Source organism: Polynucleobacter yangtzensis (assembly GCF_001595965.1).
Lineage (GTDB): Bacteria > Pseudomonadota > Gammaproteobacteria > Burkholderiales > Burkholderiaceae > Polynucleobacter > Polynucleobacter yangtzensis.
Window position 1 is genome coordinate 90,666 of record NZ_LOJI01000005.1, and the last position, 16,738, is coordinate 107,403.

14 protein-coding genes and 1 tRNA gene are annotated in these 16,738 nt (G+C 46.9%); 10 read left to right on the top strand and 5 right to left on the bottom strand.

The window, feature by feature from the left end:
• From JaK3_RS04385 to JaK3_RS04395, 3 genes are read left to right on the top strand one after another with little or no spacing between them, the layout of a single operon-like run.
• Positions 1–687 (top strand): dienelactone hydrolase family protein, encoded by a 687-nt coding sequence (locus JaK3_RS04385; protein ID WP_068321168.1) that lies wholly within the window; start codon positions 1–3, stop codon positions 685–687.
• Between the two features lie 5 nt (positions 688–692).
• Positions 693–1,499, top strand: coding sequence for a bestrophin-like domain (locus JaK3_RS04390; RefSeq protein WP_068321171.1), 807 nt, complete (start codon positions 693–695; stop codon positions 1,497–1,499).
• A gap of 17 nt (positions 1,500–1,516) precedes the next feature.
• A complete protein-coding gene (locus tag JaK3_RS04395) occupies positions 1,517–2,017 on the top strand; it encodes a hypothetical protein (RefSeq protein ID WP_068321173.1) in 501 nt (166 codons plus the stop codon).
• On the opposite strand, the gene JaK3_RS04400 is transcribed toward JaK3_RS04395, so the two are convergent.
• Together JaK3_RS04400 and JaK3_RS04405 are read right to left on the bottom strand one after the other, a co-directional pair.
• A complete protein-coding gene (locus JaK3_RS04400) occupies positions 2,003–3,313 on the bottom strand; it encodes an APC family permease (protein WP_150114198.1) in 1,311 nt (436 codons plus the stop codon). The genes JaK3_RS04395 and JaK3_RS04400 overlap by 15 nt on opposite strands.
• 90 nt (positions 3,314–3,403) lie before the next feature.
• Positions 3,404–3,490, bottom strand: a tRNA-Leu gene (locus tag JaK3_RS04405).
• A 157-nt stretch (positions 3,491–3,647) separates the two neighbouring features.
• On the opposite strand from JaK3_RS04405, the gene rnr reads away from it, so the two are divergent.
• From rnr to JaK3_RS04420, 3 genes are read left to right on the top strand one after another with little or no spacing between them, the layout of a single operon-like run.
• On the top strand, positions 3,648–6,029 hold the full coding sequence (gene rnr / locus JaK3_RS04410) for a ribonuclease R (protein WP_068321178.1): 2,382 nt from the start codon (positions 3,648–3,650) through the stop codon (positions 6,027–6,029).
• Positions 6,030–6,064: 35 nt separating this feature from the next.
• Entirely contained in the window at positions 6,065–6,832 is a 768-nt protein-coding gene (gene rlmB, locus JaK3_RS04415) for a 23S rRNA (guanosine(2251)-2'-O)-methyltransferase RlmB (RefSeq protein ID WP_068321181.1), read from the top strand.
• A gap of 15 nt (positions 6,833–6,847) precedes the next feature.
• The gene (locus JaK3_RS04420) at positions 6,848–7,033 is read left to right on the top strand and encodes a YgaP family membrane protein (protein ID WP_068321183.1); all 186 of its coding nucleotides are present in this window, start codon (positions 6,848–6,850) and stop codon (positions 7,031–7,033) included.
• A gap of 27 nt (positions 7,034–7,060) precedes the next feature.
• Here JaK3_RS04420 and tal read toward each other — a convergent pair whose 3' ends face one another.
• Positions 7,061–8,038, bottom strand: coding sequence for a transaldolase (tal, locus tag JaK3_RS04425; RefSeq protein WP_068321186.1), 978 nt, complete (start codon positions 8,036–8,038; stop codon positions 7,061–7,063).
• A 93-nt stretch (positions 8,039–8,131) separates the two neighbouring features.
• Here tal and rpiA point away from each other — a divergent pair, with 93 nt between their 5' ends.
• Positions 8,132–8,842 (top strand): ribose-5-phosphate isomerase RpiA, encoded by a 711-nt coding sequence (gene rpiA, locus JaK3_RS04430; protein WP_068321189.1) that lies wholly within the window; start codon positions 8,132–8,134, stop codon positions 8,840–8,842.
• A gap of 235 nt (positions 8,843–9,077) precedes the next feature.
• Here rpiA and JaK3_RS04435 read toward each other — a convergent pair whose 3' ends face one another.
• Together JaK3_RS04435 and argA are read right to left on the bottom strand one after the other, a co-directional pair.
• Positions 9,078–9,350: an oxidative damage protection protein gene (locus JaK3_RS04435; RefSeq protein WP_068321192.1), complete on the bottom strand. Its 273-nt coding sequence runs from the start codon at positions 9,348–9,350 to the stop codon at positions 9,078–9,080.
• A 32-nt stretch (positions 9,351–9,382) separates the two neighbouring features.
• Complete coding sequence (gene argA, locus JaK3_RS04440) at positions 9,383–10,747, bottom strand: amino-acid N-acetyltransferase (RefSeq protein WP_068321195.1); 1,365 nt, start codon at positions 10,745–10,747, stop codon at positions 9,383–9,385.
• 17 nt (positions 10,748–10,764) lie between these two features.
• On the opposite strand from argA, the gene hrpA reads away from it, so the two are divergent.
• From hrpA to JaK3_RS04455, 3 genes are read left to right on the top strand one after another with little or no spacing between them, the layout of a single operon-like run.
• Positions 10,765–14,847, top strand: coding sequence for an ATP-dependent RNA helicase HrpA (gene hrpA / locus JaK3_RS04445; RefSeq protein ID WP_068321199.1), 4,083 nt, complete (start codon positions 10,765–10,767; stop codon positions 14,845–14,847).
• 59 nt (positions 14,848–14,906) lie between these two features.
• Positions 14,907–15,941 (top strand): YVTN family beta-propeller repeat protein, encoded by a 1,035-nt coding sequence (locus tag JaK3_RS04450; protein ID WP_068321202.1) that lies wholly within the window; start codon positions 14,907–14,909, stop codon positions 15,939–15,941.
• A gap of 17 nt (positions 15,942–15,958) precedes the next feature.
• Positions 15,959–16,738: a polysaccharide deacetylase family protein gene (locus JaK3_RS04455; protein ID WP_068321612.1), complete on the top strand. Its 780-nt coding sequence runs from the start codon at positions 15,959–15,961 to the stop codon at positions 16,736–16,738.

Genomic DNA, 16,738 nt, shown 5'->3' on the forward strand with positions numbered 1-16,738 from the left:
ATGATCGAATTCAAAAGACCCGATGGGCAAACTGTAAAAGGCTACCTTGCTGAGCCAGTCGATAAGTCCAATGCTCCGGGAGTTGTTGTGATTCAGGAGTGGTGGGGGCTAGATGATGAGGTTAAGGCAGTAGCCGATCGTCTTGCTGGTGCTGGCTACAGAGCATTGGTCCCTGACCTATATCGCGGTAAATTGGCGATTGAAGCCAATGAAGCAGAGCATCTGATGGGAGATCTTAATTTTGGTGATGCTGCTGGACAAGATATCCGTGGCGCCGTTCAGTATTTAAAAGCTACCGGGAGTGCCAAAGTTGCGGTAACGGGGTTCTGTATGGGTGGTGCACTCACCATCTTGGCCGCCTGCAATGTGCCTGAGCTTGATGGCTCCATAGTTTGGTATGGCAACCCTCCCCTCGAGTATGTCGATGCAAAAGCAATTACTAAGCCGATGCTAGCGCATTGGGCTTTGCATGATGAGTTTTTCCCGATCTCCGGCGTAGATCAGCTGGAGGAAAAGTTAAAGCAGGCGGGCGTTCATTACGATTTCCATCGCTATGACACCAAACATGCTTTCGCCAATCCCAAATCAGATGCCCGTGGTCTACCTCCCTTGAAGTACAGCGCCGAGGCTGCCCAGCTGGCCTGGGAGCGCACACTCAATTTTTTAAATAAATACATCAATAACTAGTCTCCATGAACACTCGACGTGAAGATGTGCTCTTCAATTGGATATACAAAAAAAGTAATATCCAAATTTTACTAATACTGATCCTCTTTTTTGTTACTTTGCTAGATGTATTGCCACGCTTATTGCAATGTATTCCCATCTTTGCGCCAACCCAAGACAGCACTAGATTGGGCTTGGGTCTTTTTGGATCCATCATTACTTTAAGTGGTTTGTTGATTGGTTTTTTACTGAATCAAGCGCAAACTAATTTTCGTGAGGTCCAGACCTTAGTTTCTCAAGAGGCAGGTCGCATCAATAACTTGGATCGTTTGCTGACTCGATTTGGAGATCCATCTATTGGGCCTATACGTGCGGAGCTATTTGAGTATATGAATTCCATCGTCAATGACGAATGGGCTTTATTGCAAAAAGGTGAGGGGAGCTCTAAGACCCATATGTTATGGCGTAGCATTTCTCGGAAGCTCATGGCGATTGAGCCTCATAGTAATCGGCAAACAGCCATGTACACCGACATCATTAAGAAGTCAGAAGAGGTCGCGGAGAGCAGGGAGGCTCGTATAGAGCGCTCCACTATTAGGCTGCCAGGTTTATTTTGGATAGTTATTCTGATTTGTATGTTTGCGCTGATGGGGACCAATACTTTATTTCTGCCATCCGACTCTTTTTTCTTTGGCTTAAAGATTCTGCCAATCACAATGGGGGCTTTGATCTCGCTTTTGGTCATTACGGATCAGCCATTTAAAGGGCAGAATTCGGTACAGCCGGATGCCTTCTATAAAATTATTGAATCCATTAAAACTCGTAAAGAGTAATCTGCCCTTGAATTTATATGCACTTATTTTCAGAAAATCTCGCTGTAGAAATTTCATCCTACTACCGTAATTTGGCTTTGGGTCATGGGGTAGTGCCGAAGGTCTTTACTTTGGTAAATGGCGAGGGTGACCAATACCTTTTCTTTATAGATGATCTCCCTTATGAGAAAGAGGAAGAAAAGAATCAATTTCTGGCATATATCGTTCAGCAGCATGATGCTGTTTGCTATGCTCGCGGCACTCTGGTGATTGTTGAAAAAAATCAACAATATATTGAGTTTGCTGTGATTGATAAAGATGATGCTCAAGCGATTGTCTGTTCTGCTCAGCTGACTAGGGATATGGACGATAAGCCAATTGGCTTGGGAGAGTTTGAGAAGACTCTAGTCAAGAAGGGTTCCATTATTTTTGGGGGTCTCTTTGCTCCTATTCAGCTGTCCGAAGAAAAGACTGAAGACTTCGAAAGTCTCTGGTTGGAAATGAAAGCAAAAATCTTGCACCGCTCAATGGGCTTGTAATTTCTTTCTCAGAAATTTTCGAGATGTTGCTTCTATCGCAAAAGATCCAATTAAGGCGGCAATGAGAGCGATTGCACTTCCTCGAGCGCTATCAATCACATTGATAAATAAAGTCACAAACAAGCTTAGGTTGATGATGATTGCGGCCCAGAGTGGCCAAAGCTTGGCGCCAGTTTGCTTCCGCACACGAATATGTCCATAGGTAATTGCGGCGTAGACCAATAAAAAGGCGAGACTCGCCATCTTTCCAACTACCTCTAGTGGGAAAGCTAATACCAAAGCAATAACTAAAACGGTAGATACAGTTAAAGAGCGTAACCCTGTTTTTAGGACGGACTCGCCAAGTGCTTTGGAGATTGAGTTCTTATTGGCCATGTCGGCAGCAATATTGGATGCGGCAAAGATCGTGGCATTTAGAGCTGCAGCACAGGCTAAAAGGGCAGAGGCACCAATTACAACAAAGCCTGTCTTACCGGCCACTATTTGGGCCGCGTCCGCTAATACATGGCCGTTATAGGCTGCCATTTGGGCGGGGGATAGTAGCAGGATGGCTGCGGTACTTACTAGAACATAGGCAATAGTTACCAGCACAAGCGCTGAAAACATTGCCAGCGGAAGTTCCTTGCGAGGCTCTTGCATGGCATTGGAAGAGTTGGTGACTACACCAAAGCCTTGATAGTTGATGTACAAAATACCGGTAGCAATAGCAATGCCATTGATAGACCAGTTCGACATCTTATGTGCGCCAATATCGGCAACATAAATGCCATCTATAGAAAAGAGTATTAGAGCAATTGTCACAAAGCCAATCGCCAGTGCCTCTACCTTGCCAACAAAATTGGTGCCAAGAAATTTAATCCCGGCGCAAAAAACTACTATGCCTGCGCTAACTAACTTTACTTCTAGCGGTGATAAATTGCCGCCAAGTAAGGTGTTGGCATATTCAGAAAAACCCGCAGCGTAAAGCGCGGCGGCAATTAGGTAGGCTATGAATTGAAATATATTGAGACCGCCAGAAATAACGCCTGGGCCAAAACTCATCACGGTGAATGTGGCAGCTCCTCCGCTACTAGGAAACGTGGCACCTAATTTGGCATAGGAATAGACGGAGAAGGATGCAGCAATGGCGCCAAGCAAAAAGGCTAGTGGAATATGTGTTCCTGCATGAGCACTTGCAGTGCCCAACAGGGAAAACAGTCCCGCACCCATCATCCCGCCGATACCAAGGGCAGTGGCTGAAAAAAGGCTTATCCCTTTATTCTTCTTGCTCGAGGTTTTGAGTAGGTTGGGGTTCAATTTGGAGTCTATGGGCTGGTAATAAGTTGGGTTCAGCAGCGGAGCGACAGAGCCCTGTATTCAGACTCATAAGGGTGACTTTAAGCTATTTGGTGCCCAGGAAGGGACTCGAACCCCCACAACCTTACGATCGCCAGCACCTGAAGCTGGTGCGTCTACCAATTTCGCCACCTGGGCATGCCTTTATTATAGAGGGATGGGCATTTCTAGGTCATTTCTGGCCCCATTTCGCTTTTTCCCATCGGACTTGGTGGTTTGATACAGTAGCCTTATTCATAACAAAAACAGATATCTCTAGATATATAGACAGGGCATGTATTGCCGAAGGAATTAAATGCGTAAAGCAAAAGACTTGGTGCCACGTGAAGCTGACCGTTTAGGTACAGTTCAAGGGCACCGAGATGGATTTGGATTTGTTATTCCCGATGATGGTGGTGAAGATATCTTTCTATCTGAAAGAGAAATGTCTCGCGTCATGCACGGCGATAGAGTCAATGTTAGGGTTCTGGGTACAGACCGCCGCGGTCGTCCTGAAGGTCAAATCGTTGAAGTTGTTCTTCATGCCAATAAAGTAGTTATCGGCCGCCTCTTAAATGAGAATGGTGTTTTGATTGTTGCGCCAGAAGATAAGCGCATCGGCCATGACATTTTGATTCCACCAAAAGGTCAGGGCAATGCCAAATTAGGCCAAGTGGTTAGTGTCGAGATTATCGATTACCCAGATAGCTATCGCCAAGCGGTTGGGCGCGTAGTAGAGGTCTTGGGTGAGATTGACGATCCCGGTATGGAAATCGAAATCGCTGTGCGTAAGTATGGCGTACCCCATGAGTTTTCTGCTGCTGCTATGAAAGAGGCCGCAGCCTTACCGGATACAGTCCAGCAGGCTGATCTAGAAGGTCGTGTTGATCTGCGTGATGTGCCCTTGGTTACGATCGATGGTGCTGACGCACGAGATTTTGATGATGCGGTTTACTGTGAGCCGGTTATGTACGGCCAGACTAAGGCTTGGCGTTTAATCGTGGCAATTGCTGACGTATCGCATTACGTTAAACCTGGTCAGCCATTGGATGATGAAGGTTTGTTGCGCGCTACTTCGGTGTATTTCCCAAGGCGTGTGATCCCAATGCTGCCAGAGAAGATCTCCAATGGTCTTTGCTCTCTTAATCCGGGTGTAGATCGCTTGTGTATGGTTTGCGATTCTGTTGTGGATAACAACGGTATTGTGTTGGCATATCAGTTCTATCCAGCGGTAATGCACTCAGCACAAAGATTCACTTACGACACTGTTTGGGAGATTCTTTCTAATAGCAAGGGTCCTGAAGCAACTCGCTTTGCACAGTTCCGCCCATTACTAACAAATCTCTACTCGTTGTTTAAGATTTTGTTATCAGCCCGTGAGAAGCGGGGTGCTATTGAGTTTGAAACAACTGAGACTCAAATCATTAGCAATGAGCTAGGCAAGATTCTGAGGATTGAGCCACGTCTCCGCAATGATGCACACCGCTTAATTGAAGAGTGTATGTTGACTGCTAACGTTTGTGCCGCAGACTTCATTGATAAAAATAAGCACCTCAGCTTGTATCGTGTTCACGGTGAGCCATCAGAAGAGAAGTTGGTTACTTTGCGCCAAGTTCTCAGAACCTCCGGTCTCTCATTGGGCGGCGGCGATAAACCTAAGCCACGCGATTACGCTAAATTGATGCGTGAGATTAAAGAGCGGCCAGATGCCAATATGCTGCAGTCGGTTGTATTGCGTTCTATGCAGCAGGCGATGTACCAGCCAGATAACGAAGGCCACTTTGGCTTGGCTTATCCAGCTTACTCTCACTTCACGAGCCCGATTCGTCGCTACCCTGACTTGCTAACGCATCGCGTGATCAAGTCGATCCTCCAGAAAAAGCCTTACGTACCAGTCTTGCCGCCGAAGGTGCCTCTCAACCTCACTCTGCCACGCAAAGGTAAGGGTCGTGAGAATGCAGTTAATGCCAAGAAATCCCAAAGCGATGCAAAAGCAGGGGTCAAGGGTGCAAAAACACCTAAAGGCGCAAATGCCGCATTGCCAATCTGGGGTCAACTGGGTGTTCACTGCTCATCGAATGAGCGCCGTGCTGATGAAGCATCTCGTGATGTTGAAGCATGGCTCAAGTGTTACTACATGCGCGACCACTTGGGTCAAGAGTATGCGGGTACAGTCACTGGCGTAGCCAACTTTGGCTTATTCATTCAGTTGGAAAATCTGTTCGTCGAAGGTATGGTGCATGTCACTGAACTCGGCGGTGATTACTTCCAATATGACGAAGCGCGCCAAGAATTGCGCGGTGAGCGTACTGGAATACGTTATCGCTTAGGTGATCGTATGCATGTATTGGTAAGTCGTGTTGATTTAGATGCTCGTAAGATTGAATTTAGCTTAGTTAAGTCAGTTGGAGCAGAGCCTGGCGGATCATCTAACCGCCGTCAGTTATTGTTGGCAACTGATACTGGTAGACCCAATAAAAAAGCAGCTTCTAAAAAGAGTCGTCCGGATAATAAGATCCCGCAAAAGCCTAGTGGTATCAATGTGAATGCGGCTAAATCTGCGGGCACACTAGGTGCTAACCAGTCAAAGAGCAAAGCCACTCGCAAAAGCGCCAAGACCAGCAAACCTGGAAGATCTGTTGGTAAACCGACGGGTAGCAAGCCTCCAGTTCGCAGCACTAAAGCGCGCCGCAAATAAAGACACTCTGTATAGAAATTAAGTTAGAAAAGAAAATGAAACAAATATTAGTAGGGTTCCATGCAGTGCAAGCGCGTTTGCGGGTAGATCCAGGTAGCTTGAAGTCGGTGTACTTTGATTCTGGTCGTCGCGACAGGCGCATGGGTGATTTTTTAAAGCAAGCCGAAGAGATTCTGGGTGAGCGTTTGCATGCAGCAGACGCTGAACGTCTCCATAAGTTAACTGGGCATGACCGTCACCAAGGTGTAGTTGCTTTGGCTGAAAAAATGACTGTTGCCAGAACCATTACTGAAGTGGTTGAAGATGCAGAGGGTGCGCAGAAGAAACCATTATTTTTGGTTTTGGACGGTGTTACTGATCCCCATAACTTTGGTGCATGTCTGCGCGTAGCGGATGGTGCTGGTGTAGATGCAGTTGTAATCCCTAAAGATCGCTCAGCATCCATTAATGCCACCGTAAGCAAGGTATCCAGTGGCGCAGCAGAAGTCATGCCTGTGATTACTGTTACCAATCTTGTTCGTAGCATGAAAGAAATGCAAGAAGCGGGAGTTTGGCTGATTGGTACGGATGATGAAGCGACTAAGTCGATCTATGACATCGATCTTACGGGCTCTATTGGTATTGTCATGGGGGCCGAAGGCGAGGGCATGCGTCGCCTCACAAAAGAAAACTGTGACGAGCTAGTCCGTATCCCAATGCAGGGGGTGGTCTCCAGTTTGAATGTATCGGTTGCAAGTGGCGTATGCTTGTATGAGGCATTAAGACAGCGCCTAGCCAAAGTATCTGACAAAGCTGCTAAGTAAAATAAGGAGCTTCATATGAAATGCAATATGGGACATACAGATCGCGTTCTGCGAATGACTGTTGGCGTAACTCTGATGGGTTTAGCTGGTTTTGGTATTACCGGCCCCTGGGCCTGGATTGGCGTGATCCCGCTATTAACGGGAATGATTGGCAATTGCCCAGCTTACTCAATACTAGGTATTAATACCGGCAAGAAGTAAGCGGTATTAAAAATTACTACTGGTCAATCAACTGGCCAGTAGCGCTTCTAACTTCTCAGTATCCATGCAGAAGTTCCGAATGCCTTCAGCTAATTTTTCAGTCGCCATGGCATCGTTATTGAGTTGCAGGCGGAAATTGGACTCATCGAGCTTAAGGGGCTTAATGCCTTCAGCCTGTAATGCCGCTTGAGCATTAGCGGGATTAAGTTTTTTCTCAACAGACGCATTACTACCTTGAAGTTCGGCTAATAGTTCAGGGCTAATGGTTAGTAGGTCGACGCCTGCCAACTCCAGTATCTGGCTAGTGTTTCTGAAACTTGCACCCATGATTTCGGTTGGGATGCCAAAGTGCTTGTAGTAATGAAAAATTCTCTTCACTGAAATCACGCCAGGATCATTTGCTCCGCCATTGGCGGTATCGCTCCAGTTGGCACCAAGCTTAGCTTTATTCCAATCAGTAATGCGACCCACAAATGGAGAGATCAATTTGGCATTGGCTGCGCCACAGGCTGCTGCCTGAACTAAAGAGAAGAGTAAGGTCATATTGCAATGAATGCCTTGGGCTTCTAATTCTTTTGCGGCAGCAATGCCCTCCCATGTGCCGGCTAATTTAATCAGAATGCGATTGCGATCAATTCCGTGAGATTCGTATAGGGCAATTAAATGCTTGGCTTTGGCAACAGTACCTTTAGTGTCAAAAGAAAGTCTGGCATCCACTTCGGTAGAAACACGACCAGGGACAATCTTCAAAATCTCCAAGCCAAATGCAACCAAGATGTAATCCACGAGGTCGGTTGGGTTCATGCCTGGATGGGCTGCTTTTACAGACTTCACTAAATCCTGGTAATTGCTTTGCTGAGCAGCTTTTAGAATCAGCGAGGGGTTGGTAGTCGCATCCTGCGGTTGGAAGGCCTGCATACGCTCAAAATCGCCTGTATCGGCTACAACCGTAGTGAGTTTCTTGAGTTGTTCTAACTGGCTTAATGCTGAGGCGGTGCTGTTCATGGGCTTGCTCAATGCTCTAAAGTGGTTTGCTTGTGAATATCATATGATAGATGGATTAATTACTCAGTTCCAGTAAAGGCGTTTGATAGCTATATGAATCAAGATCAACTCAAGCAAATGGTAGGTGAGGCGGCCAGAGATGAAGTTCTCAAGTTGCCCGCTGGACAGGTTTTGGGGGTGGGCACAGGCTCTACTGCCAATTGCTTTATTGATGCGCTAGCTCCGCATAAGGATCATTTTGCAGGCACGGTATCTAGCTCTAATGCGACTACGGAGCGCTTGCTAAAGCACGGTTTTAAAGTGCTTGATCCCAACGATGTCCAAGGCTTGCCTGCTTATGTAGATGGTGCAGATGAAATCGATCCAACTGGACATATGATTAAAGGTGGCGGTGGGGCACTTACTAGAGAAAAAATCATTGCCTCTATGGCAAAGCAATTCATTTGCATTTGTGACTCATCAAAGCAGGTGCCGGTTCTAGGTAACTTTGCGCTGCCAGTAGAAATCATTCCTCTTGCTCAGGGTGTCGTGAGTCGCGAATTGGAGAGGTTTGGCGGCAAGGTAACTCTCCGCTTGGCGAAAAATACTCGCGCTGATCTCAATCAAACACCAGCTGAGCCGTTTGTTACGGATAACGGTGGATGGATCTTGGACGTCGCAGGTTTAAAGATTGCCAACCCAGTTCAGATGGAGGCGCAAATCAATCAAATTGCCGGCGTAATCACCGTAGGCTTATTTGCCAAAGAAAAAGCCAATATTTTGCTAGTTAGTGATGCTGCAGGCGTTGAGCGAATCGTTCTCTAGAAAATAAAAAACCCGACGGGGTATCCCCATCGGGTTGTTTTGCCATGGTTTGCATGGCGCAGGCGCTCGGAAGGTATTTAGTTCCTTAGCCTATAAGCACATAGATGTACTTATTAAGATTGGCTTTCGCCAATGTGGCAGGGCACTATAACTGCCTCACCACGACTTCATCCTACGCTTATCTTTGGCGGTGTCAACACCCCAAATCAATATTTAATTAAAAGATGATGAATATTTATTCTGCTGGAGGCACATAACCTTGAGCCATATCTGCGCCACCCTCAAAGAAATACTTTTCCACCTGCTTTAAGAGGTATTGGCGCGCGCGCGGGTCTGCCATATTGAGGCGATTTTCATTAATCAACATGGTTTGCTGCTTTAACCAACCAGCCCAAGCTTCTTTTGAAACTTGATTCCAAATCTTTTTGCCCAACTCTCCAGGAAGAGGAGCGAAATCCATGCCTTCAGCTTCTTTGTTGAGTTTGATACATTGAACCATGCGTGCCATCTGTAATGCCTTTCTAGTATTTCTAGTGTTTCTTATAGATCTTTAGTTAAAACCATGGACTTACGGTCCCAGTTATAAATTTGTTTTCTTTCTTCAGGCAAGTCATCCACTGACGCCCGTTTAAAGCCGCGCTTTAAGAACCAGTGCTCAGTTCTTGTCGTAAGAACAAATAATTTTTTGATGCCTTCTTGTTTGGCGCGCATCTCAACACGCTTTAGCAGACGCTCACCGTCACCTGATCCTTGAACATCAGGATCAACAGCAAGGCATGCTAGCTCACCAACGCCATTCGGAAAAGGGAAGAGTGCCGCGCAACCGAAGAGAACCCGATCGTGCTCAATCACCGAGAAGCGCTGAATATCACGCTCGATCACATCTTGACCGCGAGCAGCCAAGATACCTTCCTCTTCAAGAGGCATAGTCAATTGCAATATGCCGCCAACGTCATCTTGGTTGGCTTCACGTAAGTTCTCAATATCGGATGAAGCTAGCATCATGCCAATACCATCATGGGTAAAGAGCTCTTCCAGGAGCGCGCCATCTTGGTTGCAAGGCAGGAAGTGAACACGGCTAACACCAGCTCGAATCGCTCTACCAGCGGTATTCAATAGACCCTTCATGCCGAGGTCCATATCTTTGTGCTGCGCGACATATTCTTGTAGCTGTGGCATTGACAGTTCGGTAATGAAGTCACCTTCAGCATCCTTAAGGCCGGCATATGGGCTCAAGAAAATCAGCTTATCTGCTTTGAGCGCTGCAGCGGTAGATGCCGCTACATCTTCATAAGCCAAGTTGAATGCTTGACCCGTTGGTGAAAAACCTAAAGGTGAAAGCAAAACAATTTTGTTGCTATCCAGAGACTGTCTAATCGAACCAGAGTCCACTTTACGAACCAGTCCTGTATGAATGTAGTCAGTACCCTCAACAACACCTACCGGCATAGCAGTAATAAAGTTGCCAGAGATTACCGAAATGCGTGAACCAGCCATTGGAGTATTTGGAAGACCACGACTAAATGCCGCCTCAATATCCAGACGTAATTCACCGGCAGCTTCTTTGACACACTCTAGTGCGGCAGCATCGGTAATCCGGTAGCTGTGCATTGCACTCTTACCGAACTTACTTTTAATGTTGCGGAGCATGAGCTGCTCTTCAATTTGCGGGCGAATGCCATGAACCAAAACAATACGCATGCCCATGGCGTGCAACATGGCGATATCTTCAATCAGGTTCTCAAGACCGATTTCTTGCACGAGCTCACCCGCAAAAGCAATCACAAAGGTCTTTTCGCGGAAGCTATGAATATAGGGCGCAACATCACGCAGCCACCCTACAAAAGGGAAGTTGGAGGTCGTTTCTTCGGCCAATGTGGCCTGATTTGGTGCATTTGTCGGCATAGTGAGAAAATTATAGGGTGCAAGAGCCTATAAACCAACAAAAACCCAAAGCATTCCCAAAGCCTGTGCCTGCTTCCAACACCTTGCGGAAGCTAGATATTCGCTTTCCGGAGGAATTACCGGTCTCTGGTCAGCGTCAGCTGATCAAGGATGCCCTGCAGAGCCACCAGGTGGTCATTGTGTGCGGAGAGACGGGCTCAGGTAAGACCACGCAGCTTCCAAAGATCTGTTTGGATCTGGGTCGAGGCACCATTAATGGTGGCAAGCTCATTGGCCACACCCAGCCGCGCAGGATCGCAGCGACTGCCACAGCCAAGCGCATTGCTCAAGAGCTAGGTTCACCCATTGGCCAGGATGTTGGCTACCAAGTGCGTTTTGCCGACAAGACCAGCAATACAGCTTCTATCAAACTGATGACAGATGGCATCTTGCTAGCCGAGACGCAGCGTGACCCACAGTTACGCGCTTATGACACGCTCATCATTGATGAGGCACATGAGCGCAGCCTCAATATTGATTTCTTATTGGGTTATTTGCGTCAGCTCCTACCGAAGCGACCCGATCTTAAGTTGATCATCACTTCAGCAACGATTGATGCCCAGCGATTTGCAGAGCACTTTGCAATGAATGGCAAGGTAGCACCAGTAATCGAGGTCAGTGGTCGACTGTTTCCGGTGGAGCAGCGCTACGCACCGCTAGAGCCAGATGCCAAGCCTGACGGCAAAAAGGAATCCAAGACATCCAAAGAAATTCCGGATGCCGTTACCGAAGAGATTGCTAGCTTATGGCGTGAAGGCGCCGCTGGCGCTGGAGACGTATTGGTCTTCTTACCGGGCGAGCGTGAGATCCGTGATTGCGCAGAGGCTTTACGTAAAGATCATGTCCTGCAGCAGCGATTTCATCCGGAGGTTCTGAGTTTGTTTGCGCGTCAGTCCGTTGCCGAGCAAGAAAGAGTATTTAGTCCGGGTAATGGTCGCAGAATCATTCTGACAACCAACGTGGCAGAGACTTCATTAACGGTTCCCAATATTCGGTATGTGATCGATAGCGGCCTAGCGAGAGTAAAGCGCTACTCATATCGTAATAAGGTCGAGCAGCTCCAAATAGAGCCGATCTCGCAAGCAGCTGCCAATCAAAGGGCGGGACGTTGCGGTCGTGTATCGGATGGCATCTGCGTGCGCTTGTATAGCGAGCAAGATTATCAAGGCCGCCCTAAATTTACTGACCCTGAAATATTGCGAAGTTCATTAGCGGCAGTGTTGTTGCGCATGAGCTCCTTATGCTTGCCAAAGATTCAGCACTTTCCATTTATTGATAAGCCACTAGGCAGAGCAATTGCAGATGGCGTACAACTTTTAGATGAGTTAGGCGCAATTGAATTTGATGAAGCAGAACCAGCTGATGGCAAGGACATCAACAACAGCTTCAAACTCACTGCTATTGGTAAGCAGTTGGCAGATTTGCCGTTAGATCCTCGTATTGGACGTATGTTGCTGGCTGCAAAAGAGCAGAATGCTTTAAAGGAAGTAACCATCATTGCTTCAGCGTTAGCTACCCAAGACCCAAGAGATCGGCCTATGGATCAGGCTGCCGCTGCAGATCAAGCGCATTTGCAATTTGCTGATGAGCGCTCTGAGTTTTTGAGTTTCGTAAAGCTCTGGAATTGGTATCAGGACGCTTTGCAACATAAGCACAGCAATCGTCAGCTAGAGAATCTCTGCAAGAGTAAGTTTCTGTCACCCCGTCGCTTACGCGAATGGCGCGATGTCCATGGTCAACTCCATACGATGCTCGGCGAGAAGGGCTGGAAGGAAAATAGTCTGGCCGCAACTTATGAACAAGTCCATCTTTCTTTATTGACTGGCTTGCTTGGGTATGTCGCCAAAAAAGAAGAGGATGAAAAATCTCAAGATCGCAATAGCAAGACCGGTGGTTACGTTGGTGCCCGAGGTATACGTCCATTTATCTGGCCTGGCTCTACCATTGGCAAAAAGGCGGGTGCCTGGATTTTGGCTGGTGAACTACAAGAAACCAATCGCATGTATGCCAGAACCATTGCAAAGATTGAGCCGCAATGGGTAGAGCGGGTTGCTGCTCATCGCCTGATTAAGTCTTTGAGTGATCCGTTCTGGGATAACCGTCAGGGCGAGGTCATGGCATTTGAGCGTGGCACTTTGTACGGCCTGCCTATCTACCATGGCCGCCGCGTTCGTTATGAACCTCATAACCCCAATGAAGCAAGAGAGCTATTTATTCGTCAGGCATTGGTCCAAGAAGAAATGTTTGGGCGCATGGATACGCCAGCGTTGCAACGCGAGACTGAAACTGATGCCAAGAAAAAATACCCAAATCTGTTTGGATTCTTTTGGCATAACCGTCGTCTCATAAAAGAGATTGAAGCCTTAGAGCATCGCTCACGTCGACCAGATGTTTTGGTGGATGATGAGTTGCTATTTGCGTTCTACGAGTCTCGTATTCCAAAAGGAGTGTGTAGTCGAGAAAGTCTTAAAGCGTGGTTAGCTAAAAAAAGCGGAGAAGATAAAAGCCAAGGAAGTGAGTTGGATGCTCAGCTTCGCCTAGAAAAAGCAGACCTGATGCGTCACGAGGCGGCAGGCATTACTGTGGATCGCTATCCTAAGACGATGCTGGTGGGCGGGGCACAGCTAAGCCTGACTTATCACTTTGAACCTGGAAGCCCTAAAGATGGTGTGACACTTGTGGTTCCGTTGACGCAGTTAAACCAAGTAGATGGGCGTCGTTGTGAGTGGCTTGTGCCAGGCATGTGTGAGGAGAAAGTGCTTCTCCTACTCAAATCTTTACCTCAGAAACTTCGCCGTCATTGTGTGCCGCTACCGGATTACGCTAAATCTTTTCTGGAGCGCAAGCTTGAAGAGAAGCAATTTGGTGTTGGTGACTTCTTGGATAGTTTGATCGGAGATATTCGCAAAGAGCGCGGATTGGAAATTAAGCGCACGGATTTCAGGCCAGAGGCTTTGCCTTTGCACTCATCTATGAACTTCCGCTTGATTGACGAGCATGGGCGACAGTTGGAGGTGGAACGCAATTTAGCGCGCTTACGATCTGAGTATGGGCAGACTGCCCGAAACGCTTTCCAAGCAATTGCTCAGGAAACAGCCCAGGTCGAGTTAGGCGTAGAGCCTCCGGTAGGCGAAAAAAATAAAGCCAATTCAACTGGCGGTAAAAATACTGCAGATACGACTCGTAAGGTGGAGCAGGGCGGTTACCGTACTTGGGAGTTTGGTGAGCTGCCTGAAACATTAGAAATACAAAAAGGCAATAAAACCTTATTTGGTTATCCCGCATTAGTTGACCGCGGCGACTTCTGCGATCTTGAGGTATTTGATGATCTTGAGGAAGCTCGTAAACAACATGGTTTAGGGCTGCGACGTCTATTTGCTCTGAGTAATAAAGATACGCTCAAGGCTTTGCAAAAACAGTTGCCAGGTATTCGAGAATTAGGTCTACTCTTTATTAATGTGGGCTCAGTAGAGGGATTGATTGATCAGATTTTGAATCTAGCTCTTGAGCGTGCTTATATGACTGAGCCATTGCCAGTCAATGCTGAGCAATTTACCGAGCGTTTACAAGCAGGAAAACCAAGATTAGCGCTCATCGCCCAAGAGATTTCTCGTCACGCATTAAATGCATTACAAGCCCACGCGGATTTACAGAAAAAGATCGCTAGTGCAAAAGCTGCATCACCGAGTGCTTATGCCGATATTCAGGCGCAGATGCAAGGCTTGATATTTTCTAAATTTGTTTCAGAGATACCGTATGCCCAACTGGTACATGTGCCGCGCTACTTAAAAGCCATTGCCATGCGGATTGATAAGTTGCGCTCCAACCCAAGTCGCGATGCCCAGTGTCAAAAAGATTGGGAATCGGTTGCGCGTCCGTGGCAGAAACTTGTGCAGGGTAATAAGGGTGGCTCATCCTATGCAATGGCCGAAGACCAGGCCTTAACGGATTTTCGTTGGCAACTGGAAGAGCTGAGGGTGGCTTTATATGCCCAGGAGCTGAAAACACCAACTCCGATGTCCTTAAAGCGCCTCGAAAAGGTTTTAGCCAGCTTGCGCTAAGTCAAATCCATTGCAGCCTAGAGGTCATTTTGACCCTCCTAATTGCTTACAATGGAGGTATGTATACATTTATCAAGATTAGAGGTTTTCGCACAATTGCGACCTCCGCTTTATTGACTTTCCTTTTGGTCAATCAAAATGCATTTGCGCAAGCAAGTAATGCTGCAGCACCAGTAGCGGCTAATCAGCCTAAATTGGCGGTGATTCTCAATTCTGGCGAAGCTTCAGTCAGTTTGATTGATATGACTACTCGCCAGCTCATCAAAACAATTCCAGTAGGTAAAGAACCTCACCATCTGATGTTGACTCCGGATCAAAAGACTTTGCTGATCGCAAATGCGGCAGGTAATGATGTGGCCTTAATGAACCCAACAACCGGTGAGTTAACTGGCAGAATTCCAAACATCATCGATCCATACCAAATTGGATACTCCCCAAATCACAAATGGTTCGTGGCAAACGGTAATCGCTTAGACCGTGTCGATATTTATGCTGCCGATGGCGCAAATCTGAAATTGGCGAAGACTGTGAAATTAGCAAAGACTCCAAGCCATATTGCGTTTACAGCCGATAGCAAAATTGCATTCATTACTTTGCAAGACTCAAACGAGCTTGCTGCTATTGATCTTGAAACACAAAATGTATTGTGGGTTATGCCGACAGGTAAGGTTCCTGCGGGCTTATGGATGACACCTGGTGATCAGTACTTATTGGTTGGCATTACTGGTGAAGATAATGTCCAGGTAATCGACTGGAAAAATCGCAAAGAAATAAAACGCATCCCAACGGGGAAGGGCGCGCATAACTTCCGCCCTCTAGGTGATAAGAAGCATGTATTTGTGAGTAACCGAATTGCCTCCACAATTAGCCTCATCAATATGCAAACCCTGGAAAAGGTTGGTGACATCACTGGGCTCCCAGCCGGACCAGATGATATGGAAATTACTCCTGACGGAAAAACGCTTTGGGTTACCTTGCGTTTCTCGAAAAAGGTTGGAGTCATCGATATCCCAACCATGAAGTTAGTTACTGTTATTCCAGTGGGTAAGTCGCCTCATGGAGTCTTCTTTACCCCAAGGGCTGGATGGGAGTAAGCGTCATCATGAAATGCATGAGTCATACGGTATTCATACGTATTACAGCCGTGCTTTTGCTCGGCTGTTTTTCATTGGGCGCCTCTGCTCAAGCTGCAGAATGTAATAAAAAGGTTTACCTTACTTTTGATACTGGCAATATGGCAGTTGCTGAAAAGGTGGCAGAAATTCTGAAGCGACAAAATTTGAAAGCCACATTTTTCTTGGCGAATGAAAAAACTCTCCGCGGTGATTTTTCTTTAGATGATTCTTGGAAGACTTATTGGCAAGAACGCGTTAAAGAGGGGCATCACTTTGGTAGCCATACCTATGACCATACTTATTTTGTTAAAGATGGTCCTAAAGGTGAGGTATTTGAGAAGCCTCAATTTGGTCCTAAAGCAGGTATGACAGTCCTCTATAACGAGGCAGCTATGTGTAAAGAAATTCGCCGTGTGGATCAGCGTTTTCAAGAGCTCACCGATCATCCGATTCAAAAGATATGGCGCGCGCCTGGCGGTAAAACTTCTCCTACCTTGATCCGCATGGGCAATATGTGTGGATATGAGCATATTGGCTGGGATCCCGCTGGATTTCTGGGGGACGAGCTGAACTCTGATAAGCACCCCAACGGCACTCTTCTAGATAAGGCGAGCCGCAATCTTAAGGATGGCGATATCACCATGGCACATTTGGGGATTTGGTCCAGAAAAGACCCTTGGGCGCCCGCCGTATTGGAGCAGCTCATTGTTAATCTCAAGGCTCGTGGATTCTGCTTTGGACTGCTGCCCAAGAATCCCGTAAATCAGTCAAAATAA

What these genes read in the sequence shown, in the direction of transcription:
- tal (WP_068321186.1), bottom strand. Translation starts at nt 8,038, where the DNA reads ATGAACAGCACCGCCTCAGCATTAAGCCAGTTAGAACAACTCAAGAAA.
- JaK3_RS04450 (WP_068321202.1), top strand. Translation starts at nt 14,907, where the DNA reads ATGTATACATTTATCAAGATTAGAGGTTTTCGCACAATTGCGACCTCC.
- JaK3_RS04455 (WP_068321612.1), top strand. Translation starts at nt 15,959, where the DNA reads ATGAGTCATACGGTATTCATACGTATTACAGCCGTGCTTTTGCTCGGC.
- rlmB (WP_068321181.1), top strand. Translation starts at nt 6,065, where the DNA reads ATGAAACAAATATTAGTAGGGTTCCATGCAGTGCAAGCGCGTTTGCGG.
- rpiA (WP_068321189.1), top strand. Translation starts at nt 8,132, where the DNA reads ATGAATCAAGATCAACTCAAGCAAATGGTAGGTGAGGCGGCCAGAGAT.
- JaK3_RS04390 (WP_068321171.1), top strand. Translation starts at nt 693, where the DNA reads ATGAACACTCGACGTGAAGATGTGCTCTTCAATTGGATATACAAAAAA.
- argA (WP_068321195.1), bottom strand. Translation starts at nt 10,747, where the DNA reads ATGCCGACAAATGCACCAAATCAGGCCACATTGGCCGAAGAAACGACC.
- rnr (WP_068321178.1), top strand. Translation starts at nt 3,648, where the DNA reads ATGCGTAAAGCAAAAGACTTGGTGCCACGTGAAGCTGACCGTTTAGGT.
- JaK3_RS04420 (WP_068321183.1), top strand. Translation starts at nt 6,848, where the DNA reads ATGAAATGCAATATGGGACATACAGATCGCGTTCTGCGAATGACTGTT.
- JaK3_RS04385 (WP_068321168.1), top strand. Translation starts at nt 1, where the DNA reads ATGATCGAATTCAAAAGACCCGATGGGCAAACTGTAAAAGGCTACCTT.
- JaK3_RS04435 (WP_068321192.1), bottom strand. Translation starts at nt 9,350, where the DNA reads ATGGCACGCATGGTTCAATGTATCAAACTCAACAAAGAAGCTGAAGGC.
- JaK3_RS04395 (WP_068321173.1), top strand. Translation starts at nt 1,517, where the DNA reads ATGCACTTATTTTCAGAAAATCTCGCTGTAGAAATTTCATCCTACTAC.